General features: G+C 72.1%; 21 protein-coding genes. All 21 read right to left on the bottom strand.

The features are described from left to right. Nucleotides 1-30: 30 nt before the first annotated feature. Nucleotides 31-1,344, bottom strand: coding sequence for an ATP-grasp domain-containing protein (locus tag AMK29_RS16590; RefSeq protein WP_073813466.1), 1,314 nt, complete (start codon nucleotides 1,342-1,344; stop codon nucleotides 31-33). Next, the gene (hypF, locus tag AMK29_RS16585) at nucleotides 1,341-3,785 is read right to left on the bottom strand and encodes a carbamoyltransferase HypF (protein ID WP_079196908.1); all 2,445 of its coding nucleotides are present in this window, start codon (nucleotides 3,783-3,785) and stop codon (nucleotides 1,341-1,343) included. The genes AMK29_RS16590 and hypF overlap by 4 nt, the downstream gene beginning before the upstream one ends. Before the next feature lie 3 nt (nucleotides 3,786-3,788). Next, nucleotides 3,789-4,814: a hydrogenase expression/formation protein HypE gene (hypE, locus tag AMK29_RS16580; RefSeq protein ID WP_073813464.1), complete on the bottom strand. Its 1,026-nt coding sequence runs from the start codon at nucleotides 4,812-4,814 to the stop codon at nucleotides 3,789-3,791. Between the two features lie 57 nt (nucleotides 4,815-4,871). After that, entirely contained in the window at nucleotides 4,872-5,462 is a 591-nt protein-coding gene (locus tag AMK29_RS16575) for a cysteine hydrolase (RefSeq protein WP_073813462.1), read from the bottom strand. Nucleotides 5,463-6,599: 1,137 nt separating this feature from the next. Then, nucleotides 6,600-8,084 (bottom strand): DHA2 family efflux MFS transporter permease subunit, encoded by a 1,485-nt coding sequence (locus AMK29_RS16570; protein ID WP_241845406.1) that lies wholly within the window; start codon nucleotides 8,082-8,084, stop codon nucleotides 6,600-6,602. Nucleotides 8,085-8,323: 239 nt separating this feature from the next. Then, the gene (locus AMK29_RS16565; protein ID WP_073813458.1) at nucleotides 8,324-8,857 is read right to left on the bottom strand and encodes a hypothetical protein; all 534 of its coding nucleotides are present in this window, start codon (nucleotides 8,855-8,857) and stop codon (nucleotides 8,324-8,326) included. A gap of 7 nt (nucleotides 8,858-8,864) precedes the next feature. Next, nucleotides 8,865-9,851, bottom strand: coding sequence for an alpha/beta hydrolase (locus AMK29_RS16560; protein WP_079196907.1), 987 nt, complete (start codon nucleotides 9,849-9,851; stop codon nucleotides 8,865-8,867). 74 nt (nucleotides 9,852-9,925) lie between these two features. Beyond that, entirely contained in the window at nucleotides 9,926-10,681 is a 756-nt protein-coding gene (locus AMK29_RS16555) for a 2-hydroxychromene-2-carboxylate isomerase (protein WP_241845404.1), read from the bottom strand. Then, entirely contained in the window at nucleotides 10,674-11,414 is a 741-nt protein-coding gene (gene fabG / locus AMK29_RS16550) for a 3-oxoacyl-[acyl-carrier-protein] reductase (protein WP_073813455.1), read from the bottom strand. Before fabG ends, AMK29_RS16555 begins: the two co-directional genes overlap by 8 nt. Nucleotides 11,415-11,427: 13 nt before the next feature. Continuing rightward, on the bottom strand, nucleotides 11,428-11,934 hold the full coding sequence (locus tag AMK29_RS16545) for a 3-hydroxyacyl-ACP dehydratase FabZ family protein (protein WP_073813453.1): 507 nt from the start codon (nucleotides 11,932-11,934) through the stop codon (nucleotides 11,428-11,430). Beyond that, nucleotides 11,931-12,320 (bottom strand): 3-hydroxyacyl-ACP dehydratase FabZ family protein, encoded by a 390-nt coding sequence (locus AMK29_RS16540; RefSeq protein ID WP_073813452.1) that lies wholly within the window; start codon nucleotides 12,318-12,320, stop codon nucleotides 11,931-11,933. The genes AMK29_RS16545 and AMK29_RS16540 overlap by 4 nt, the downstream gene beginning before the upstream one ends. Beyond that, a complete protein-coding gene (locus AMK29_RS16535) occupies nucleotides 12,320-12,580 on the bottom strand; it encodes an acyl carrier protein (protein ID WP_073813451.1) in 261 nt (86 codons plus the stop codon). The genes AMK29_RS16540 and AMK29_RS16535 overlap by 1 nt, the downstream gene beginning before the upstream one ends. 67 nt (nucleotides 12,581-12,647) lie before the next feature. Further along, nucleotides 12,648-13,616, bottom strand: a complete 969-nt coding sequence (locus tag AMK29_RS16530) for an ACP S-malonyltransferase (protein WP_241845402.1) — start codon at nucleotides 13,614-13,616, stop codon at nucleotides 12,648-12,650. Nucleotides 13,617-13,719: 103 nt separating this feature from the next. Next, nucleotides 13,720-14,832 (bottom strand): beta-ketoacyl synthase N-terminal-like domain-containing protein, encoded by a 1,113-nt coding sequence (locus AMK29_RS16525; RefSeq protein WP_073813450.1) that lies wholly within the window; start codon nucleotides 14,830-14,832, stop codon nucleotides 13,720-13,722. 65 nt (nucleotides 14,833-14,897) lie between these two features. Beyond that, complete coding sequence (locus tag AMK29_RS16520; RefSeq protein ID WP_073813448.1) at nucleotides 14,898-15,293, bottom strand: hypothetical protein; 396 nt, start codon at nucleotides 15,291-15,293, stop codon at nucleotides 14,898-14,900. A gap of 2 nt (nucleotides 15,294-15,295) precedes the next feature. Continuing rightward, the gene (locus AMK29_RS16515) at nucleotides 15,296-15,703 is read right to left on the bottom strand and encodes a hypothetical protein (RefSeq protein ID WP_073813447.1); all 408 of its coding nucleotides are present in this window, start codon (nucleotides 15,701-15,703) and stop codon (nucleotides 15,296-15,298) included. Nucleotide 15,704: 1 nt separating this feature from the next. Continuing rightward, entirely contained in the window at nucleotides 15,705-16,073 is a 369-nt protein-coding gene (locus tag AMK29_RS16510; RefSeq protein WP_073813446.1) for a DsrE family protein, read from the bottom strand. Further along, on the bottom strand, nucleotides 16,066-16,992 hold the full coding sequence (locus AMK29_RS16505; RefSeq protein WP_073813445.1) for an alpha/beta hydrolase: 927 nt from the start codon (nucleotides 16,990-16,992) through the stop codon (nucleotides 16,066-16,068). Before AMK29_RS16505 ends, AMK29_RS16510 begins: the two co-directional genes overlap by 8 nt. Continuing rightward, entirely contained in the window at nucleotides 16,992-17,786 is a 795-nt protein-coding gene (locus AMK29_RS16500; protein ID WP_073813444.1) for an SDR family oxidoreductase, read from the bottom strand. The genes AMK29_RS16505 and AMK29_RS16500 overlap by 1 nt, the downstream gene beginning before the upstream one ends. Before the next feature lie 67 nt (nucleotides 17,787-17,853). After that, entirely contained in the window at nucleotides 17,854-18,906 is a 1,053-nt protein-coding gene (locus AMK29_RS37645) for a beta-ketoacyl synthase N-terminal-like domain-containing protein (protein WP_107422600.1), read from the bottom strand. Next, nucleotides 18,903-20,087: a beta-ketoacyl-[acyl-carrier-protein] synthase family protein gene (locus AMK29_RS16490; RefSeq protein ID WP_073813443.1), complete on the bottom strand. Its 1,185-nt coding sequence runs from the start codon at nucleotides 20,085-20,087 to the stop codon at nucleotides 18,903-18,905. The genes AMK29_RS37645 and AMK29_RS16490 overlap by 4 nt, the downstream gene beginning before the upstream one ends. Nucleotides 20,088-20,126 lie beyond the last annotated feature (39 nt).

Below are 20,126 nucleotides of genomic sequence, written 5' to 3'. Positions count from 1 at the left end.
GGGTTTCACACTTTCTGTGGTCGGGGGGATTCAGAAGGGCCGGGGCCGGCAGCTCATGGCGAAGGACTCGGCGGTCTTGCGGATCGCGGCCTCCACGGAACGACTGGACGCCCCGCGGAAGCGGAACCGCGCGGCGACGTGTTCGTAGCCGCCCACCGCGGGCATCACGTCGCCGGGGCGGGGGACCACCTGCGCGTACGGGCCGTCCTCGCCGGCTTCCTCGGCCCAGCTGACCGCCGTGACCTCGCACGGGGGCGGAACGGGGAGCGGCAGCAGGAGCCAGCCGGCGGTCGTGTGCCCGTCCGTGGGCGTCGTGTCCCGCACGGGCGGGCCGGCCGTTCCGGCAGTGGGCTCCGGGTCGACCGCGGGTACGGCCGGAGGGCGCCCCAGCTGGATGTCCGCGGCCGCGGACATCAGGTCGAGGCCGTGCACCTCCCGCCACACGAACGGGATCTCTCCTCCCCCGACCCGGGCTCCCGCTTCCAGGAAGACCGGCAGGGGCGAGCCGTCGGGCGCCCTGCCCAGGAACACCTCCATGTGGAACACCCAGGGCCGGCCGTCGCCGAGTGCCTCGGCCGCCGCGGTGGTGAAGTCGGCCAGTGGACCGAGGACTTCCGGATCGTCGACCTCGACCGATCCCAGGAAGCTGCCCTTGGTGAACTCCTCGCAGTTGTTGACGTACCGCGAGACGCGCCAGGGGCCGAGCGCGCCGCCGGTCCAGAGCCCGTCGACGTGCAGGACGGGGTCGGCGACGAAGGACTGCACGATGCGCGGCTCGTGCCGGTCGGGGAGGAAGATCCCGGCGTGGGCGTCGAGGTCGTCCTCCGTGTGCAGCAGGAGCACCCCCCTGCTGGCCGTGCCGCGCCGCGGCTTGACCACCACGGGCCAGCCGTGGAGTCCGGCGAAGGCGCGGACGTCCTCGGCCGTGTCGGCGTCGGCGTACTCCGGCACCCGTACACCGGCGGCGTCGACCAGGCGGACCATGGTCAGCTTGTCGCGGAAGCGCTCCAGTTCCGCCGGGGTCTGCCCGGGCAGCCCGAAGTCGGCCCGGAGCACGGCGGCGTTGTCGAGGTCCCCCTCGTTGAGCGCCACCAGGCGGCTCGCCGGGCCGAACCGCTCGATCAGTTCGGCGACCGCGGTCCGCGTCTCCACGGGGTCGTCGGTGGCGCGGACGGTCCGTACCGCCGCCGCGTCCTCGGGGACCGAGGAGCGGCCGAGCTCCGTCGTGACGTAGGTGACCCGGTGGGCCCGGTGGTCGAGGTAGGCGACGTACCGGGCGTGCCTGTCCCGCCAACGGTGCAGGATCACCACGTGCTCCGAGCCCGTGCCCTCGCCTCCGTTCATCCGCGCGGCTCCTCGTCGGACGTCGTGAGCCGGGCGTGGGCCACCATGATCTGCCCCAGCGCGATGCCCCCGTCGTTGGTGGGTACCTGCTGTTGGCAGTACGCGCGGAACCCGGCGCGCCGCAGCTCCACCAGGCAGTTCACGAGCAGGAACTCGTTGAGGAAGACCCCGCCGGAGAGCACGACCTGTTCGAAGGCGTCCGCGCCCAGGGCCTCGCGGACGGCTCCGCAGCGCTCGACGACCATGTCGACGACAGCCGAGTGGAAGCGCCTGCTGATCTCCGCTCGGTCCACGCCGTCGGCGAGGTCGCGGGCCAGGGCCCGCACCACGGGCCTGGGGTCGATCTCGACGGTCTCCGCGGTGGCGTCGAGCGCGAAGCGGTAGCGCTGGTCCGGGGCGGACATGGAGAGGTCCCTGGCGAGGAGGCCCTCCAGTTCGATCGGCCCCTGCGCCTCGTACTCGGCGTGGGTCGTGACGTCGAGCAGTGCGGCGACGCCGTCGAACAGCCGGCCCATGCTGGAGGCGAGCGGCGCGTTGACGCCCCGCCGGGCCATGGTGGCGAAGACGTGCAGCTGCTGCTCGTCCCACCGTCCGAGCACCGGGAAGGCGCCCACCGCCTCCTCCGGTCCGCCCAGGGCGTCCAGGGCCAGCGCGAAACCGGTCCTGACCGGTTCCTTCACCGCGCGGTCGCCGCCCAGCAGGGGAACGGTGCGCAGGTGCGCGACCCGGCGGGCCTCCCGGTAGTCGCCCAGGAGGAACTCGCCGCCCCAGGTGGTGCCGTCCGGCCCGTAGCCGGCCCCGTCGAACACGACGCCCAGGGTGGGGCCGGTCAGCCGGTTCTCGGCCATGCAGGAGGCCATGTGCGCATGGTGGTGCTGCACCTGGACGACCCGGTCGTAGCCGGCGCCCTCCTCCTTCAGCGCCAGCCGCGTGGCCCGGAACTGGGGGTGCAGGTCGACAGCCGCGTGCAGAGGCGTCAGCTCGTGCAGCGCGGCCAGATGGCGTGCCGTCTGCTGGTGGGACTCCCAGGTCTCGTCGTTCTTCAGGTCGCCGATGTGCTGGCTCAGATAGACCCGGGTGCCGCGGGAGAGCGCCACGGTGGTCTTCAGCTCGGCGCCGAAGGCGACCATCGGGGCCAGCTCGACGCCCACCTCGACGGGATAGGGGGCGTAGCCGCGGGCCCTGCGCAGGAAGCTGACCAGGGGGCCGTCGAGCTCCGGATGGGCGGAGCACCGGACGAGCGAGTCGTCGACCCTGGTCTCGATGTCGCGGTCGTTGTACAGGATCAGGTCCGCGATGCCGAAGAGGTGCTCCAGGGCGTCCTCGTTGCGGTACGCGATCGGGTACCCCGAGATGTTCCCGCTGGTCATGACCAGCGTGTCCAGTCCTTCCTCGGCCAGCAGCAGATGGTGCTGGGGTGCCGAGGGCAGCATCACCCCGATGTTCGGGTTGCGGGGCGCGATCGCCTCGGGCAGCCCGGCCGGCTTCTTGCGGGCGAGGACGATGGGCCGCGAGGACGAGGGCAGGAGTTCCGCCTCGGCCGGTCCGATCTCCGCGAAGCCGGCCGCGGTCTCCAGGTCGCGCGCCATGACGGCGAAGGGTTTGGAGTCTCGGCGCTTGCCCGCCCTCAGACCGCGCACGGCCGCCTCGTCGCGGGCGTCCACCGCCAGGTGGAAGCCTCCGACGCTCTTGACCGCGACGATCTTCCCGCCGCGCAGCGCCGTCACCGCGGCCGCCAGTGCCGCTTCGTCCCGCAGGTGGTTCCCCGTGGCGTCGGCCGCCAGGAGCCGGGGGCCGCAGTCCGGGCAGGCGTTGGGCTGGGCGTGGTAGCGGCGGTCGAGCGGATCGCCGTACTCGCCCGCGCAGGCGGCGCACATGGTGAAGTGCGCCATGGTGGTCTGCGCCCGGTCGTACGGCAGCGCCTGCACGATCGAGTAACGCGGCCCGCAGTTGGTGCAGTTGATGAAGGGGTAGCGGTACCGGCGGTCCCCCGGGTCGCGCATCTCGGCGAGGCAGTCCGCGCAGACGTGACCGTCGGCGGGGACGATGGTGTCCTTGCTGCCCGTGTGCACGCTCGTCCGGATGACGAACCCGTCCGGCGGGTCGGCCGACACGGGCAGTTCCTCGACGTGGACCCCGGTGACCCGGGCCTGGGGCGGCGCCTGGCCGGTGAGGCCCGCGAGGAAGGCCTCCACGGCGGCGAGCGGGCCGGTGACCTCGGTGAGCACGCCTTCGGGATCGTTGAGGACCCACCCGGTCAGACCGTACGCGTGTGCCGCCTTGTAGACGAAGGGCCGGTACCCGACGCCCTGGACCACTCCGGTGACACGGGCGAGGCGGCGGACGGGTGCCGCGCCGGGGTCTCCGGCGGTCCCGCTCGCGGTCGTGGCGGAGTCGCCCGGTCGAGGGCCCCCGCACACATCCTGTTCGGTGGTGGTCATGGGTCAGCAGAGCCGCGGGAGTTCGGCGCCCAGCAGTTCCTCGACCACGGAGTCGCGGCCCTCGGCGTCCCGCATCAGGACGAGCGCACCGTCCTGCTCGGTGACCTCGCCGATGGTGACGGCGCCGGCTCCGTACTTGTGGGAGCGCAGGGCGTCCAGGACCTTCTGCTCGGCGGAAGGGTCGACGAACAGGCAGACACACCCCTCGTTCGCGGAGTGGATCGGATCGATACCGAGCATGTCCGTGGCCATGAGGGTCTCGAACTGGATCGGGAGCGCGTCCTTCTCGATGCGGATGGTGTGGTCGACGGCCTCCGCGTACTCGTGCAGGACCGCGGCGAGGCCTCCCCGGGTGACGTCACGCACGGAGCGCACGTCGCCCTCGTCGACGGCGGCGAAGAGCGCGTCGAGCATGCCGTTGACCGGGGCGCAGTCGCTCAGCACCCGCTGCTCGAATCCCAGTCCTTCGCGGATCGAGAGCAGGTGCACGGTGTGGTTGCCGATCGGGCCGCTGAGGATGACCCGGTCGCCCGGCCTGACGTTCCGCATCCTCAGCGGGGTCCGCTCGAACGCGCCCACCCCGGCGGTGTTGAGGTAGATCTGGTCCGCCTCGCCCTTGCGCACGACCTTGGTGTCGCCGCAGACGATCTGGACGCCGGCCTCTCGCGCGGTCTCCCGGATCGAGGTGAGGACCTGCACCAGGCGGGCGATCGGCAGACCCGTCTCCAGGATCATGCCCAGGGTGAGGTAGAGCGGCTTGGCGCCCACCACGGCGAGGTCGTTGACGGTTCCGCAGACCGCGATCTTGCCGATGTCGCCGTTGCCGAAGAAGGGCGGGTCGACGACGAACGAGTCGGTGGTCATGGCTATCTGCCCGGTGGTGATGGGCAGCATCGCGCTGTCCTCCATCTCGCCGATGTAGACATCGCCGAGAGTCTCCACGATCAGCGCGAGCAGTTCGTGGCTGAGCTGTGTGCCACTGCCGTGGTCGAGGACGACTTCACCGAGTTCGGTCGCAGGGGTGGTCATCGGGTTCCCTTCGAGGCGTAGGGGGTGGGCGCTGTGGCGCGCGGGGGAAGGGAGGTGTTACGGAAGGATCTTGACGACCTTGCGGGGCAGCTCGCCCTCGCTGTCCAGCGTGGCGAGGATCTCCTCGGAGGTCGCGACGGTGGCGCAGTAGCCGCTCAGCCACTCGAGGGAGCGGTCGCGGGCCTCGGGGTCGCCGGACACCACGCAGTCGGAGGGGACCCAGATGTTGTAGCCGCGGAAGAACGCGTCGGCAGCGGTCGTCTGGACGCAGATCTGCGTCTGCAGGCCGGTGACGATGACGGTGTCCACACCGTCCTTCTGCAGCAGGTCGTGCAGCTCCGTCTCGTAGAAACCGCTGTCCTTGTTCTTCTCGACGACGGTGTCGGAGGGGTCCAGGAAATACTCCAGGATGGCCGCGCCCTCACTGCCGCGCTGCAGCGGCAGGGTGCCGTCGAAGTCCCGTTCCACGTTGGGGTCGTCGGGGAGGTTCACCAGCTGGAGGTGGTAGATCCCCTGTCCGCGGCGGCGCATCTCCTCCAGGAAGTGGACGAAGCGGGGTCGCGCCTCGGCCATGGCGGCGGTCCGCTCGGGCGTCTTGTGGACGACGTCGGACTGCAGGTCGTTGGTGAGTACGGCGATCTTGCCCATGCGATTCCCTCGTGTGGTTCGGAGCACGACTGAGCTCGGCCGGCGGGTCCACGGGTGGTGGAGGCAGGCGGGCGCAGACGGTGGATGCTTCTGGAGAAATGGGGGGGGTGACGCTCCATCAGAGCGCTCTGGACACTGCTGGTTGAGAGGGGCTGCCCTTCCCGGCACAAAGTGTGGTCAGTCACGTGTGGCCCGAGGCGGAGTGTCGGAGATCCTCAGGCGGGCTGAGATTTTCACACCCTCCATGAACCCGTCAATAACGCAACGCAGTTGTGGTTCCTGTGAAGATTCCGCGAGCGTCTCGGTGAGGGCACGGTGGCCGCGCGCGAGAAGGCGGCCCCGGTCCGGGTGCCGCAGGGTGAGGCGCCCGCCGGAACGGCCGGTCGTCAGAAGGGCCTTGACCTGCGGTCCCCCGCACGTGATGATCTCGATCGGTTCGCTGCGAGTCGTCTCCCGGCCCGACGCGCAGCGAGAGCCCCCTACCACCGGAAAGCGTGTCCAAGCGTGTTACCTGCTCCAGGCGACTCGTCGCTCTCAACTCCCCCACACCCCGACACGTTCGACACCCTCAGGGACAGACGACGATCGGTCCCGACAGGACGCCCGGCGTCCCTGCCGGCTGTGCACGATGCGGGGCCCCGCCCTCGACGTCGGTGTCCCACCCGCTCCGCACCGCGAAGGCCGACCGCAGGCGACGAGGTACGCATGCGTCACCCGATGACAGCGGGACACCGGCATCGCGGCGGCGCGGAGCGCACCTCGACCGATCCGAGACTCGCTTCGGATCAGTCACGCGTTCCGGTCCCCGAAGGGCCTTGCGCATCCCCGGCGAAGGGCACGCGGATGCCCGGTAGGACCACGCCCTTGCCGGTGGGGGGAAGCCGGTGGATGAGGACACCGCGGGCCCGGGCGTCTCCCGCGACGACCTCCGTCTCGGCGTTGCGAGGTCGTGCCTGACCTTCCCGTTCGCGACCGAGTGCCGCGACCGAGACCAGCCGCCCTTCCGGGCATGGCCGGCGAGGGACTCCAGTCCGCGCAGGACAAGGCGCAGGCCGCCGGGTTCCACAACCGCTCGCCGACCCGTCACGGGACCGTTCCCGGCCCCCTGTGGGCCGCGCATCCGCGCGGTCTGCCGTGTCAGGCCTGGGAGGGCTGTGTCCCCGTGGCCCGGCGGCGGAAGGTGAGCAGGACGACGGCCGCTCCGAGGGCCGCGACGCCCGCACCGACCACCGAGGTCAGATGCATGGCGTGCAGGAAGCTCTCGTTCGCCGCGTCCACCAGCTGCGGCATCTGCGCCTCGGCGGCGACCTGCCGGGTCGCCTCGGCGGAGTGGCGTGCCGTCTCGGCGACCGGTCCCGGCAGGCCGGCCAGGTCGGCCTCCACGTCGGAGCCGTAGGCACTGGTCAGCAGCGATCCGAGGACGGCGACGCCGAGCACTCCGCCGATCTGGCGCATGGAGTTGTTGACCGCCGACCCGGCTCCGGTGCGCTCCTGCGGCAGCACCGCCATGATCGCCTCCGTGGTGGGCGCGACGGCGGCGCCCATGGCGAGGCCCTGGATCACCATGAGCAGCCAGAACCAGACCATCGCGGTGTCCAGGTCGAGCCGGACGTACGCGAGGAAGGTGACCGCGGCCGTCAGCATGGCGAGCGAGACGACCGGCCCGACGCCCAGTCCGCGGACCAGGCGGGCGGACACCGGAGCGCCGAGCAGCACGCCGACGGCGACGGGGAGCAGGTTCAGGCCCGCCTCGAACGGGGTCTGGCCGCGTACTCCCTGCAGGTAGAACGAGGTGTAGAACATCGAGCCGCTGAGGCTGAAGAAGGTGAGCATCACCGAGACGCTCGCCCCCGTGAACTCGCTGGTGCGGAACAGCCGGAGGTCGAAACTCGGTTTTTCGACGCGGAGTTCGACCCGGATGAAGGCCGCGAGCACGAGCAGTCCGCCGATGAGCGAGCCGAGCACGACCGCGTCGGTCCAGTCGTTCTGGTGGCCGCCCTCGATGATGCCGTAGACGACGGCACCGAGGCCGACCGTCGACAGGATCACGCCCAGGGGGTCGAGCGCCGTCCTGACCGTGGTGCGGGCCGCGGGCAGCAGGATCAGCGCGCCGGTCAGGGCGACGACCACGATCGGCACGTTCACCAGGAAGACCGAGCCCCACCAGAAGCGTTCCAGGAGGGCGCCGCCGACCAGCGGACCGGCCGCGATGGCGAGACCGCTGCACCCGGACCAGATCGCGATGGCCATCGCGCGCTCGCGCGCGTCGAAGGCCACCGAGATAAGCGAGAGCGTGGCCGGCATGATCAGCGCGCTGCCGATTCCCATCGCGCCGCGGGCGATGATCAGCTCCAGTGCGCTGGACGACATACCGGCCCAGAAGGAGGCGGCTCCGAAGACGAGCAGCCCGGTGAAGAGCACCCTGCGGTGTCCGAAGCGGTCGCCCAGGACACCGCCGGTGAACAGCATCACCGCGAAGATCAGGGTGTAGGAGCTGATGCTCCACTGCAGCTGATTGGTACTGGCCGCGAGGCCCTCGTCCGGCGAGGCCAGGGTGCTGAGGGCGACGTTCAGAATGGTGTTGTCGAGCCAGACCGCGAACTGGGCGAGGACGAGTACCACCAGCGCCAGCCACCTGCGGAGACCGCTTGTTCCGGCAGGGGATGCCGCTTCCCCATCCGGTTTGTGCCCGGCGAGCTGCTGGACCACGTGCATTCACCCTCTCCGCTCGGCCTTTCACGACCCGTCCCGAGCGAAGGTGTCCTCGCTCCCGGCACACGGCCCGCCGCGGCCTTCACCGCGTGCGGTCAATCGTCCTGGGGTCGTCGAGCGGCAGTCAACAAAGCCCAGGTCAGTGGCAGTTACCTGCCAGTTCGTTCCGCGAGACGGCCGAGGGTGTGCAGCTGGCGCCGCATCATCAGCAGATCGCCCCAGGCCATCACGCGGATGTGCACCGAGCCGAGCAGGCCGCTGCGCCGCCCCACCCTCATCTTGACGACCAGGCGTGTGACGCCGGGCCCGTCGTCACGCACCGTGTAACTGAGCGCGAAATCGCCGAAGGCGCGGCGGGCCCACCGTCTGTCCAGGAGCATCGTCAGATGACGGTCCCGCTCGAAGTCCGTCAGCCTGAAGATCGTCATGACCCGCTGGCCGGGCCTCAGCTCGTCCGCGCCGGGGGTCAGGGTGCGGGGGCTGCGCCGGCCGAAGTTGTCGAGGCTGTCGTAGCTGTAGGGCGCGACCTTCAACTGGCACAGCCAACGGAAGACGGTACTCCGGTCGGCCCGCACGGACACGGCGCGGTACCACTCCTCGGACGGCCCGGGCAGCAGGGCGTCGCACGGGTAGCCGGCCGTCAGCTCGTCGGGGCGGGCGCCCCAGACCCTTGGTTCGATCACGGCGCCGTCACCCCAGCGTCCGCTTGAGGAAGTCCAGCACGGCCGCGCGGTACTCGTCCGGCGCCGTCTTCATCCCCTGCAGGTGCTCGGTGTCCGGGAGCACCCGTACCTCCGCCGCGGGATAGAGGCCGGCGAGGGCCCGTACGCCGTCCAGGGGAATCACGCTGTCGCCGTCGCCGGCCAGCATCAGCACGGGCGTGCGCAGATAGGCCCCCTCGGCGGGCGGTGGCCACTGGGCCTGCAGCATCGCCGTGCCGACCGTCCCGAACACACGGCTCAGCACGCCGAGCGCCGGCTCGGTCCGCAGCGGAGCCGGTACCGGGATGCCCTTGACCAGGATGAAGTTGCGGAACAGCGGCGGCAGTTCGAGAGCCGGTCCGCTGTCGCAGACGATCGCGTCCACCCCGCAGTCCGGTCGCCGCAGCAGGTACAGGGACGGGAACGTGGAGAAAGAGAACCCGAAGACGGCGATGCGGGCGTCGGCGTACCCGGCCTCGCGGCGCAGATGGCCGACGACCGCGGCCACGTCGTCGGTGTGCCGGGCGCTCAGCCCCCAGAAGGCCCGGTCCGTGGCACTGCGGCCGTGGTTGCGGTGGTCGAAGAGGGCCACCGTGTAGCCGGCCTCGTGCAGGAACTTCGCCTGGGCCAGGCTCGCCGACTTGCTCAGGCCGATGCCGTGGCCGATCACGACCACGCGGTCGGTGCTGCCGGGACAGAGCCAGACGTGCAGGCTCCGTCCCTTGCCGACGGGCTTGTCGTCGAGCGGTACCCACACCTCGCGGCTGGGCAGACCGAACTGCTCGGGACTGCGGTGGTGGGGACGCCGGGGCGGGTGGTAGACGAGATACGAGAGCACGGTGGCGTACAGCGGCACCACCGGTACGGCCAGCGTGGCGAGCGCCGTGGCCAGGAGGCCCTGACGGCGCCGCCGTGCGGGCGCCGGCGACGGCGTCCCGCCGTCGTCGGCCGGTAAGTCGCGCTGTGTACGGTCCATGTGGGTTCCCTCCCCGATCAAGGCCTGGCCCCGCCGGGCCCCATTATGCATAGCCGCATTCCGGCGACAGGTGGTCATCCACAGCCTCCGGCATGGCCGCCGTCACCTCCCGGCGGGACGTCCCGCGCGAGCGGGGCGGCGGGCCCGGCCGCGGGCCGCTCGGCCCCCTGCTGCGCCGGGTCGGTCCGGGCCGCGACCGCGTCGGCGAAGGCGGCGAGCCGGTCCGTCCCCCAGAACTTGTCGTACCGGTGAACGAAGAACGGCACTCCGAAGACGCCGTCGCGGTCCAGTGCGAGCAGTGCCTCCACACCCCTGGCACGGAGGTCGGGGTCGTCCGCCGCCGAGGCCAGACGGGCGGCGTCCAGATCCAGTTCGCGGGCCAGGTCGCCGATGACCGCACGGTCGCAGATGTCCAGGCCCTCCTGCCAGCGGGCCCGGTAGGCGCGGTCGACGAACTCCCGTCCCCGGCCCTCGTCGGCCGCCGCCAGGTAGGCCAGGTGCGGCACCTCCCAGACGGGGTCGCGATCGACCGGCCAGGTCATCCGCAGGCCGCGTTCCCGCGTCAGGCGGCGGACGTCCTGGAGGATGTACAGGTGCTTGGCCCGTGACATGGCCACGTAGCTGAAGTCGCCGCCCTCCTCGGCCAGGGCCTTGGCGCTGCGCTCGTCCGGTTCGAAGAACGGCCGCCACTCCAGCCGGTCGGCGAGCCAGGCGTACCCGTCGAGCAGATCGCGGTAGGCGAGCCAGGAGTACGGGCTGCGCAGGGAGAAGTAGAACCGGGGCGGCGCGGAACTCCGGCCGCGCCCGGCCGCCACGGTCCGCTCAGACAACGAGCCCACCGTCCACCTGGAACACGGACCCGGTCACGTACTCCGCGCCGACCAGGAACGACACCAGGTCCGCGACCTCCTCCGGCCGCCCGAGCCGGCGGAGCGGGACACTGCGGACGGCCTGCTCCCGCACCTTGTCGGAGAGAGCCGCCGTCATGTCGGTCTCGATGAAGCCGGGGGCCACCACGTTGGCGCGGATGCCGTACTGGCCGACCTCCTTCGCCAGGGCCTTGGTGAAGCCGATGATGCCGGCCTTCGACGCCGAGTAGTTGCTCTGCGTCGGGTTGCCGTAAACACCCGCGATCGAGGAGATGTTCACGATGCAGCCGGACTTGCGCTTCATCATCTCGAAGATCACCGAGCGGCACACGTGGTAGGTGCCGTCCAGGTTGGTGTCGAGGACCTGGTGCCAGTCGTCGTCCGCCATGAGCAGCAGAGGCTGGTCGCGGACGATGCCGGCCGAGGTCACCACGATGTCGATCCCGCCGAGCCGGTCCTCCACGGTGGCGACCAGCTCGCGCACCGAGTCGCCGGAGGTGACGTCGGTCCGGCTGCTGTAGACGCGGACACCGAGTTCGGACACCTCCTTCTCCAGCTCCTGCGCCGCGTCCGGCCGTGACCGGTAGCAGAACGCCACGTCGTGGCCGTCCCGCGCGAGGCGCAGCACCGTGGCCCGGCCGATCCCCCGGGAGCCCCCGGTGACGAGGGCCGTCTTGCGCGTTGTCTCTGACATCAGAACCGTTCCTTCACGTCGTCGCGTTGACAGCGGGCGCCTCGGGCGCGGCGCCGGTGAGCTCCTCGGCCGGGCGCAGGGCCATGACCACCCGGCCGACCTCCATCACCTGCTCGCCGTCCACCAGTGCCTCGCCTTCGAAGATCACCGTGTCGCTGAGTGCCCGGACCAGGCGGACCCGGTGCTCGACCACATCGCCGGGCAGCACCGGACGCCGGAACTCCACGTCCGCGATGCCGCCGAAGAGCATCACCTGGCCCGCGAGCACGTCCGGGTTCGGCTTGTCCCAGGCGGCGAGCACACCGGCCGCCTGGCACCAGGACTCGATGAGCAGCACGGACGGGTAGGCGTGCTGCTCGCCGTCGGCGCCGGCCGACACGTCCTGGTACCAGGGCTCGTTGGCGGTGACGGCCTTGCGGGCGACGAGCCCCTCCCCCGCCGTGAGCTCGTCGACGCGGTCGACCAGCAGCATCGGGTAGCGGTGGGGCAGGATCCGCTTGATCTCGTCGATGCCGATCACCGGCCGCTCCTCTCGGTGAAGCGCAGCCGGACGGCCGCGGCCCGGCCGCGGCCGGTACTGGCGACGCCCTTGCAGCGCCACCGCCCGTCCTTCTGCTCCCAGGTGAGCTCGACCTCCAGCTCGTCGCCGGGGAACACGGGGCTCAGGAACCGTGTCGACTCGATGGCCTCCAGGCGCAGCACCGCTTCCGGCTCGGGCGGTGCCGCGAGCGCGCTCAGGTGCACGTGCTCGACCACACAGACGCCCGGGAAGATCGGGAAGCCCGGGTAGTGGCCGGGAAAGACCCGCTCGCCCGGCCCGACCGCCGCTCGCGTGGTCACCCGGCCGGACCCGGCCGTCAGGACCCGGGGCAGGCTCTGGACGGGTGTCACCACCGGAGCCGGCATCAGGCGTCCTGCAGCTTGGCGGCCAGCAGGTCGTAGGCCTTCTGCAGGCAGACGACCTCCTTCAGCTCGGACTCGTCGAGCTTGACCGCGTACTTCTTCTCCAGGACCACCATGACCTCCAGGGCCATCAGGGAGTCGACGCCGAGGTCGTCGACGAAGTGCGCCTGGTCGGTCAGCTCGGCCTCCTCGACGTCGAGGACGTCGGCGACCGTCCGGCGCAGGTCTTCCTTCTCGAGTACGGCAGCCGTGGTGTCGGACATGTTTCTCTCCTGTCGTCGTGTACTTCAGCGGTGCGTACGGACGGTCCGTACGCGGGTCGTGCGGTGGTCAGCGGCGCCGGTCGCCCGCGGCGTCCGGCGAGTCGAACGTGACCACCTCGGGGTCCTTGCTGATCCGGCGGACGAGGCCGGTCAGGGTCCTGCCCGGGCCGATCTCCACCAGGCGGCGGCGACCCAGTGGGCCGAGCAGCGTGTCGACGCTGCGCTCCCACTGGACCGGGCTCACCAGCTGCCGGACGAGCAGCCGCGGCCAGTCGGCGGCTTCACGGTGGGCGGCGGCGTCCACGTTGGCCACCACACAGCCCGTGGTGGAGGCGAACTCCACCGCGGACAGCGCCTGTTCGAGCCGCTCCGCGGCCGGCACCATCAGCGGGCTGTGGAAGGCGCCGCCCACCCGGATGGAGATGCGCTTCACGCCGGGGGCCTCAAGCAGCCGGGCCGCGTGTTCGATGCCCGCCTCGGTGCCCGCGACCACCACCTGGCCCGGGCAGTTGAGGTTGGCGACCCACACCGGGTCGCCCGCGGTCCTGGCCTCCTCCGCGGCGTGCGCGACGGCTTCCTCCTCGACGCCGACCAGGACCGCCATGCTGCCCTGCCGTGCGGCCGCCGCGTCGCGCATCGCGCTGCCGCGGGCGGCGACGAGCCTCGCCGCGTCCCGGTAGGTCAGCGCACCCGCGGCGACCAGTGCCGTGTACTCGCCCAGGCTGTGCCCGGCGCACACGGCGTCGCGTCCGGCCAGGCCGATCCGTACCGCCTCTTCGTACGCCATGAGGGAGACGGCGAAGACGGCGATCTGGGCCAGGTCGGTGCGGCGCAGCGTCTCGTCGTCGGCCTTGAGCAGCAGTTCCTCGACATCGGCACCGGTCAGCTCGGACAGCTCGGGCACCAGCGCCCAGGCGCCGGTGTCGCGCCACGGCTCACCCATGCCCTGCCGCTGGGTGCCCTGCCCGGGGAAGAGCAGCGCGGTCGCGCCGGCCCCGGTGGTCGTCCCCTCGTCCGCCATCGCGTCCTCGGTCATCCCGTTCTCCGTCTTCTCGTGCTGGGCCGAGCCGTGCACCGTCGGCGCGTGCTCCGTCCTCCCGTGCTCCGTGCGCTCGTGTCCCGGCCTTCCGGCGCGGCGGTCAGCACAGCCGGAGCAGGGCGCAGCCGACCACGCCGTCGCGGTCCACCGAGGTGATGAGGGCGACCTGACCCCGGACGTCGCCGCGCTGTTCGGCGACCGCGAGCACCGCCGCGATCTGGAAGGCGGCGGCCGCCGCGGCGGTGTCGCCGATCAGCTCGGCGCACGGGACGCGCTCCGGGCCGTCGGGCCCGAACACCGCTTCCAGCGCCTCGCGTTCGGCCGCCGCGCGCTCTCCCGCGGCGTGCGAGTCGGCGTGGTGCCGCACGTCCTCGGGCCGGACCCCGGTCCGCTCCAGGAGCTCCCGGACGCAGTCGGCGAGCACCGCCGCTTCGGAACCCGGCCCGTGATGGACGCCGAACTCCAGCCCGAGCACCTCGGCGAGGCCGCTGCGGCCGTGTGCCGTGGACGCCTCCGCGGACTCCAGCAGCAGGACGGCGGCCCCTTCGCCGAGAACGGCGTCCGCTGCCTCCGCCTCGCCGCCCCAGGTGTGCCATTCGAGCCAGGCCCGTGCCGCGGAGAACTCCTCCACCGCGCCGAACAGCACGGTCTCGGCGTGACCGGACTTCTTCAGGCGCAGCGCGTAGTTGAGGGCGAGCAGGCCGGTGGCGCGGCCGCCCGCGATGGTCGTGTTGGGGCCCTTGAGCTGGTGCCAGATCGCGGACTGGCCGGCCGCGCAGTTCATCACCGTGTTGGGGAAGCGCATCGGGTCGACGAAGAAGGGCTTCTCCTGGACGAGCGAGTCGCGGGTGAAGTCCATGATGCTCTGGGCGCTGCCGGTGTTGGTGCCGAGTACCAGGGCCGCGTCGTCGGCCACCCCCGGGATGCGTTCGCCCTCGGCGTCCCGGAGCAGTCGGCCGACGGCGGCCACCGCCAGTCCGGTCACCCGGTCCATGGAGCGGGTGCCCTTGCGGCCGAGGACCTCGCGGTTGTCGAATCCCGGCACCAGGCAGGCGCTCTCGACCGGCACCCGCCAGTCGTCGCCGTCGAGCGTCTCGACGGCCGCCCGTCCCTCGACGAGCCCTGCGGTGAAGTCGGCGGCGTCCAGGCCGAACGGGGAGACGACCGACCAGGCGGAGATGAGTGGGCCGCGCACGGCGGTGGAGGTGGGCATGAGTCGGGTTCCTTCACTCGCATCGGGTTCGGATGGCGGGGAACGGCGCGGGGCGGCACCGCCGGTCACAGGAAGTGGACACTCCGGTAGGCGGACCAGTCCGGAAGCGGATCGGCACCGCCGGCCCGGCGCACCCCGGGCAGCAGCCAGTCGGGGCCCGTCTCGAAGAGCGCCAGGTCGGACTCCTCGGCCCAGACCGTGGCGCCGTTCTCCAGCAGGCTCCGCACCGAGTCCCTCGGGTCGGGCAGCGTGTCGAGCGTGCGCCGGCCCACGACGAGGGACGGCGCCGGACGGGCGCCGGCGGCCGCGCAGGTGACGGCGAGACCGCGCAGCAGGATGTCGGACCCGCCCTGCTGCCGGTTCAGCTCTCGGGCGAGGTACAGCACGTCGGCGAACTGGGTCTCCAGTGCCCCGCGGTAGGCGCGTTCGATGATCAACAGGCGCCTCGGGTCGTCGTTCACCGTCAGAACACCCCCAGGAACAGGGTCTTGTCGGCGGCTTCCAGGTGCTCGTCGAACTTGAACGGCGGGCGGACGGTGATCTGCGGGATGTGCGGTTCGGATCCCCGCTCCTGAGTGCAGAAGCGGCAGGAGTACCAGGTGAGGCGGTCGGGGAAGGCGTCGAGGAGGTCCTTGGCGAGCGTCGCGCTCGTCGGGTAGTCCTGGGACCAGCTCACGATGTTGCGCGGCTTGTGCTCCCCGAGGGACTGCTTGGTGAGACCGGTGGCGTGGCCGCACGTCCAGATGTGCACGGTGGCACCGCGCTCCAGCAGCGCCTGGGCGAGCCGGATCGCGCTGGTGACCATGTCGCTGAGGTGCGGGGTGCCCATGAGGGCGAGCAGCACGTCGGCGCGGGGCAGGCTCTTCACCATGTCAGTGCCACACTCCCCGGGCGCCGGGGGCGAGCAGCCGGGCGGCCACCTCGTCCATGTCCACCGGCACGACGCCGGGAAGGAGCTGCTCCGGGACGAGCGCGCGGTGGGTCAGCGAGAAGGCGTCGGCCCAGACGCGACCGCCGCGGTCCAGGAGATCGCGCAGGCCGCGGCCCGGTGCCACCGCGGGGCCGGCGGCGCTCCCCGCCGTGTGACCGGCCCCGGCGAGCGCGGCCGTGACCCCGTTCTCGATGAGGAGGAGCACGACGTCGTGCCCGGACTCCCGCAGCCGGACGGCGTCGTCGACGAACCGCTCGGCCCCGGGGCCGCCCCAGGGCCCCTGGGACTCGATCAGCAGGTACTCATCCATCCTTGGCAGCCTCGCTACGCCGTGTCGGGTGGGCGAACGCCCCGGTCAGAAAGGTGAGGACGCGCTCCTGGTACTCCTCGCGGTCGAACCGCAGGGCGCTCATGTGCAGGGCGTTGGGCGCGGTCCAGCGCTCCGCCCGCGGGTACCGGTCCGCGACCGGCGCGATCTGCGACTCGGGTACGACCGGGTCCTGGCCTCCCGCGACGAACATCAGCCGCGTCGGCGTCCCGGAGAGGTCCGGCGGCCAGTTCCGCACGGCGAGCATCCGCCGGCACAGCAGACTGAAGCAGGACCGGTAGACGGCGTGGCCGGCGCCCTCGCGCTGCGCCTCGGGAAGCGTCGGCTTCCGCACACGGGCGAAGTGCTGGAGCCCGGCCCCGATGTCGAACATCGGCCCGCTGTCGCACACCAGCGCCGCCGGCGGCCGGTCGAGCCGGCGAAGGACGCTGAGTGCCACCCAGGTGGAGAACGAGAACGCGTACAGCGCGATCTCCCCGCCGCCGAGTTCGGGGTCGTCCTCGACCCGTCGGAGCACGTCCGCCAGGTCGCTGGTGTACCGCTCCGCCATGCTCCCGAAGGCCCGGTCCCGCCCGCTGTCACCGTGGTTGCGCAGGTCGTACGCGACGACGTGCCAGCCGGCCCGGTGCAGGAGCTCGATGTGCCCGAGCGTGCTGGACATGGTGCGGCCCATGCCGTGGCAGACCACCACGGTGTGCGGTCCGGTGCCGGGCACCACCCAGCCGCGCAGGGGGATCTTGTCCCGGCTCGTGGTGAGCCGGAGTTCGCGCAGCGGCAGACCCTTGCTCAGCGGTGTGCGACCGGGCTTCGCCTGCGGGGGGTGGTAGAGCTCGTGGGCGTGCCGGGCCGCCAGGGGGACCGCGGCGGCCGCGGCCTTCAGGGCGGAGAGGGTGGCACGCATCAGGTGGTCAGCGCCTCTCCGCCGTCGACGCCGATGATGTTCCCGGTGAGCCACGAGGAGGTGCTGCGCGACATCGTGACGAGCGCGTCGGCGACGTCCTCGGCCGTGGTCAGCCGGCCGTGGGGGTTGTTGCGGGCCGCGAGTTCGACCAGCGGCCCGTGCTCGGGGATCTTCTCCAGCGAGGGCGTGAGGGTCACGCCCGCCCGCAGCGCGTTGACCGCGACCCCGTGGGGGGCCAGCTCCAGGGCCAGCTGCCGGACGTGCGATTCCAGGGCGCACTTGGCGGCGGAGACGGCCCCGTAGTTGGCGGTGACCTTCTGGTCCCCCGCGCTGGTCATCGCGTAGATCTTGGAGCCCTCGCCGAGGAGTCCGGCTCCGTGCAGGTCCTGGGTCCAGTAGACGAGGGAGTGCGCCATCACGTTGAGCGTCATGTCCATCTGGCGCTGGGTGAGGGCAGGTCCGCCGTCGGCCGGCAGGTAGGGGACCAGGGTGCCGAAGGCGAGCGAGTGCAGCAGCACCCTGAGGGGGCGCCCCCCGGTCAGCTCCACGAAGGCGGGCACGAGTTCGTCCCGTGTGCGGGCGCTGGCGGCGTTGGCGTTGAAGAAGTGCGCGGACACGCCCGTCGAGCGCAGTTCCTCGACGGTGGCCCGGGCCTTCTCCTGGCCCTCGGCCATGTCGAAGTGCACGCCCAGGATGTTGGCGCCCTCCGCCGCCAGTGCCTTGGCGTTGGCAAGGCCGATCCCGCTGGAGGCGCCGAGGATCAGGTTCCAGGTGCCCTCAAGTGACGTCGTCATCGCTCTCTTTCCTCGTACTCGAACGGTGTGGCCGGTCTCGGACCGGCGGTGCGACCGGGTGGGCGGCTCAGCCGCGGTGGGGGTGCTCCGGCGGGGTGAGCAGGGCGACGGCGAGGTTCCCCTCGCGGGCCGCCGTGACCACCGCGACGGGACTGGTCAGGCCGGCCAGCGCCCCGGCCACCTGGAGGAGCGGTTCGAGGGAGCCGCTGCCCGCTCTGACCAGGCTCGCCGCCGGGCCCAGCGCGGTGGCCACCGCCGTCGCCACCGGGGACTCGTCCACCACCGCGATCACGTGGTGCTCCGGTACGGGCCCCGCGCACATCGAGGCCAGTGCCGCGCCGATCCGGGCCCGGACCCGGTCCGCACCCCCGGGCCCGGCCGCGGTGCGCGGCGGGAGGAAGAAGCTGCGCACCTGGCAGTGCCCGTACCCCCGCCCCTTGCGCGCCCTGACCTGGTCGCTGGATTCGAGGACCAGGGCCACGGCCCCCCGCTCCGACAGGGCCGCGTCGGCCTGCGCCTCGGGCAGCGCTTCCTCGGTGGCGCCGGCCAGCAGCCACGAGGCCCGGCCGAGCCGCACCGACCGGGCTCCGGACTCCAGCGCCTCCAGTCCGGCCACGCGCGGGGAGGTCAGGGTGAGGTTGAAGCCCTTGAGCGCGTGCTCGGTGGCCAGCCGGCTGCCGAACAGGTTGATCGAGAAGTAGGGGGCCGTGGCCGGGCTGAGCGCGTCCGCACCCGCTGACAGCACCGTCCGGTCCATCTCCTCGTGCAGGGCCGCGGCCGCGCTGTTCGTGCCGACCGCCGCGCCGCGCCGCTCCTCGGCGGCGAGGTGGGCGGCCCCGGCGGCTCCACCGGCCTCCGCGGCGACGGCGGCCTGCAGGGGCTGCCCGGTGTCCGCGATGGCCTGCTTGGTCGCCGCCAGGAAGTACTGCGTGGCGGACGGCAGGTACTTGTAGCCGCGGCGGCCGAGCCGCTCACGGTGGTCGAACCAGCCCTCGGCCACGGCCGGCCGCGCGGCCCGCACAGCCGTCGTCGGTGTGTCCGACCACGGGGTGACCACCCCGATCCCCGAGACGATCAGGTCCTGCCCGGTGTGCGTCGGCGCTTGCGAGACGGTGGTCATACCCCGGCCTCCTGCAGTACGAGGGATACGTTGTTGCCGCCGAAGGCATAGGCGTTGACCAGCGCGTACTTCCCGGTCGGCGTCATGGACCGGCCGGGCAGGAACACCTTGCACTCGGGGTCCTGCTCGGTCAGCGGGGCGTTGGGCGGCACGGTCCGGCGGTACAGGATCTGTGCCGCGGCCACCGTCGCGAGCGAGGCGGCTGCGCCGCCGGTGTGGCCCAGCAGGGCCTTCAGGCTGTAGAGCGGGACCCGGTCCGGTCCGGCGCCGAGGACCTCGCCGAGAACCCGGCTCTCCACGGTGTCGTTGAGTTCGGTTCCGGTGCCGTGCGGCACGACGCAGCCGATGTCGTCGCGGTCGGCCCCGGCCTCCGCCAGGGCCTGTCGCATCGCACGGGCGATCTGCGTCCCGGCGGGCTCGGGCGCCGTCGCGTGGTGGGCGTCGCAGCTCCAGCCGGCCCCGGCCACCCTGGCGTACGCCTGGGGGACGTTGCGGGCCCGGGCGTGCGCGGCCGACTCGAGGACCATGACCCCGGCGCCCTCGCCGAACAGGGTGCCCTTGCGGTGCAGGTCGAAGGGACGGCACCGCTCCGGGTCGATGGCGCCGAGCCGGTTGAAGCAGGCCAGCGCCACCCGCGAGTACGCCTCGGCACCGCCCGCGATGACCACGTCCGCCTCGCCCGAGCGGATCAGGTCCACGGCGAGCGAGAGTCCGAACCCGCTGGCCGCGCACGCGTTGCTGACGCTCACGTTGGCGCCCTCGGCGCCGAACCAGGCGCCGACCGCCGACGCCACGGAGAAGACCGGTGACCAGGGACCGCCCTGGGGCCCGCCCGTGGCCCGCCACTCCTCGTGCATCCCCGAGTCGCCCATCCCGGTGCCGATCACGACCGCGATCCGGTCCGGGGCGACCCCGCCGAGGTCGGCGTCGGACACCGCCTGCCGGGCGGCCTCGACGGCGAGACGCGAGGCGCCGCCCAGGTACTGGTCGCCGAACCGGTCCGGCATCGACGGCAGCGCCGACTCGGGCACCGCGTACATCAGCGGCAGGTCCATCCGGGCGTTCGGGTCGGGGACCCGCGAAGGGGCGCTCTTCGCCGCGGTCAGGCCTGACCAGAAGGCATCGACACCGTTGCCCAGGTGGGAGATCACACCCAGGCCGGTGATCAGCACATCGTTCATCGGGTCCCTCTCAGGGGGTGCGGGTTCGGGCGGGTCGGC

The organism is Streptomyces sp. CB02261 (genome assembly GCF_001905665.1).
In the GTDB taxonomy this organism is placed as follows: domain Bacteria; phylum Actinomycetota; class Actinomycetes; order Streptomycetales; family Streptomycetaceae; genus Streptomyces.
This window is presented reverse-complemented; position numbering and strand designations above follow the sequence as displayed.

What these genes read in the sequence shown, in the direction of transcription:
- AMK29_RS37645 (WP_107422600.1), bottom strand. Translation starts at nt 18,906, where the DNA reads ATGACCACCGTCTCGCAAGCGCCGACGCACACCGGGCAGGACCTGATC.
- AMK29_RS16515 (WP_073813447.1), bottom strand. Translation starts at nt 15,703, where the DNA reads ATGGTGAAGAGCCTGCCCCGCGCCGACGTGCTGCTCGCCCTCATGGGC.
- AMK29_RS16510 (WP_073813446.1), bottom strand. Translation starts at nt 16,073, where the DNA reads ATGGATGAGTACCTGCTGATCGAGTCCCAGGGGCCCTGGGGCGGCCCC.
- AMK29_RS16540 (WP_073813452.1), bottom strand. Translation starts at nt 12,320, where the DNA reads ATGCCGGCTCCGGTGGTGACACCCGTCCAGAGCCTGCCCCGGGTCCTG.
- AMK29_RS16575 (WP_073813462.1), bottom strand. Translation starts at nt 5,462, where the DNA reads ATGGGCAAGATCGCCGTACTCACCAACGACCTGCAGTCCGACGTCGTC.
- AMK29_RS16500 (WP_073813444.1), bottom strand. Translation starts at nt 17,786, where the DNA reads ATGACGACGTCACTTGAGGGCACCTGGAACCTGATCCTCGGCGCCTCC.
- fabG (WP_073813455.1), bottom strand. Translation starts at nt 11,414, where the DNA reads ATGTCAGAGACAACGCGCAAGACGGCCCTCGTCACCGGGGGCTCCCGG.
- AMK29_RS16590 (WP_073813466.1), bottom strand. Translation starts at nt 1,344, where the DNA reads ATGAACGGAGGCGAGGGCACGGGCTCGGAGCACGTGGTGATCCTGCAC.
- AMK29_RS16530 (WP_241845402.1), bottom strand. Translation starts at nt 13,616, where the DNA reads ATGACCGAGGACGCGATGGCGGACGAGGGGACGACCACCGGGGCCGGC.
- AMK29_RS16535 (WP_073813451.1), bottom strand. Translation starts at nt 12,580, where the DNA reads ATGTCCGACACCACGGCTGCCGTACTCGAGAAGGAAGACCTGCGCCGG.
- AMK29_RS16490 (WP_073813443.1), bottom strand. Translation starts at nt 20,087, where the DNA reads ATGAACGATGTGCTGATCACCGGCCTGGGTGTGATCTCCCACCTGGGC.
- AMK29_RS16525 (WP_073813450.1), bottom strand. Translation starts at nt 14,832, where the DNA reads ATGCCCACCTCCACCGCCGTGCGCGGCCCACTCATCTCCGCCTGGTCG.
- AMK29_RS16505 (WP_073813445.1), bottom strand. Translation starts at nt 16,992, where the DNA reads ATGCGTGCCACCCTCTCCGCCCTGAAGGCCGCGGCCGCCGCGGTCCCC.
- hypE (WP_073813464.1), bottom strand. Translation starts at nt 4,814, where the DNA reads ATGACCACCCCTGCGACCGAACTCGGTGAAGTCGTCCTCGACCACGGC.
- hypF (WP_079196908.1), bottom strand. Translation starts at nt 3,785, where the DNA reads ATGACCACCACCGAACAGGATGTGTGCGGGGGCCCTCGACCGGGCGAC.
- AMK29_RS16560 (WP_079196907.1), bottom strand. Translation starts at nt 9,851, where the DNA reads ATGGACCGTACACAGCGCGACTTACCGGCCGACGACGGCGGGACGCCG.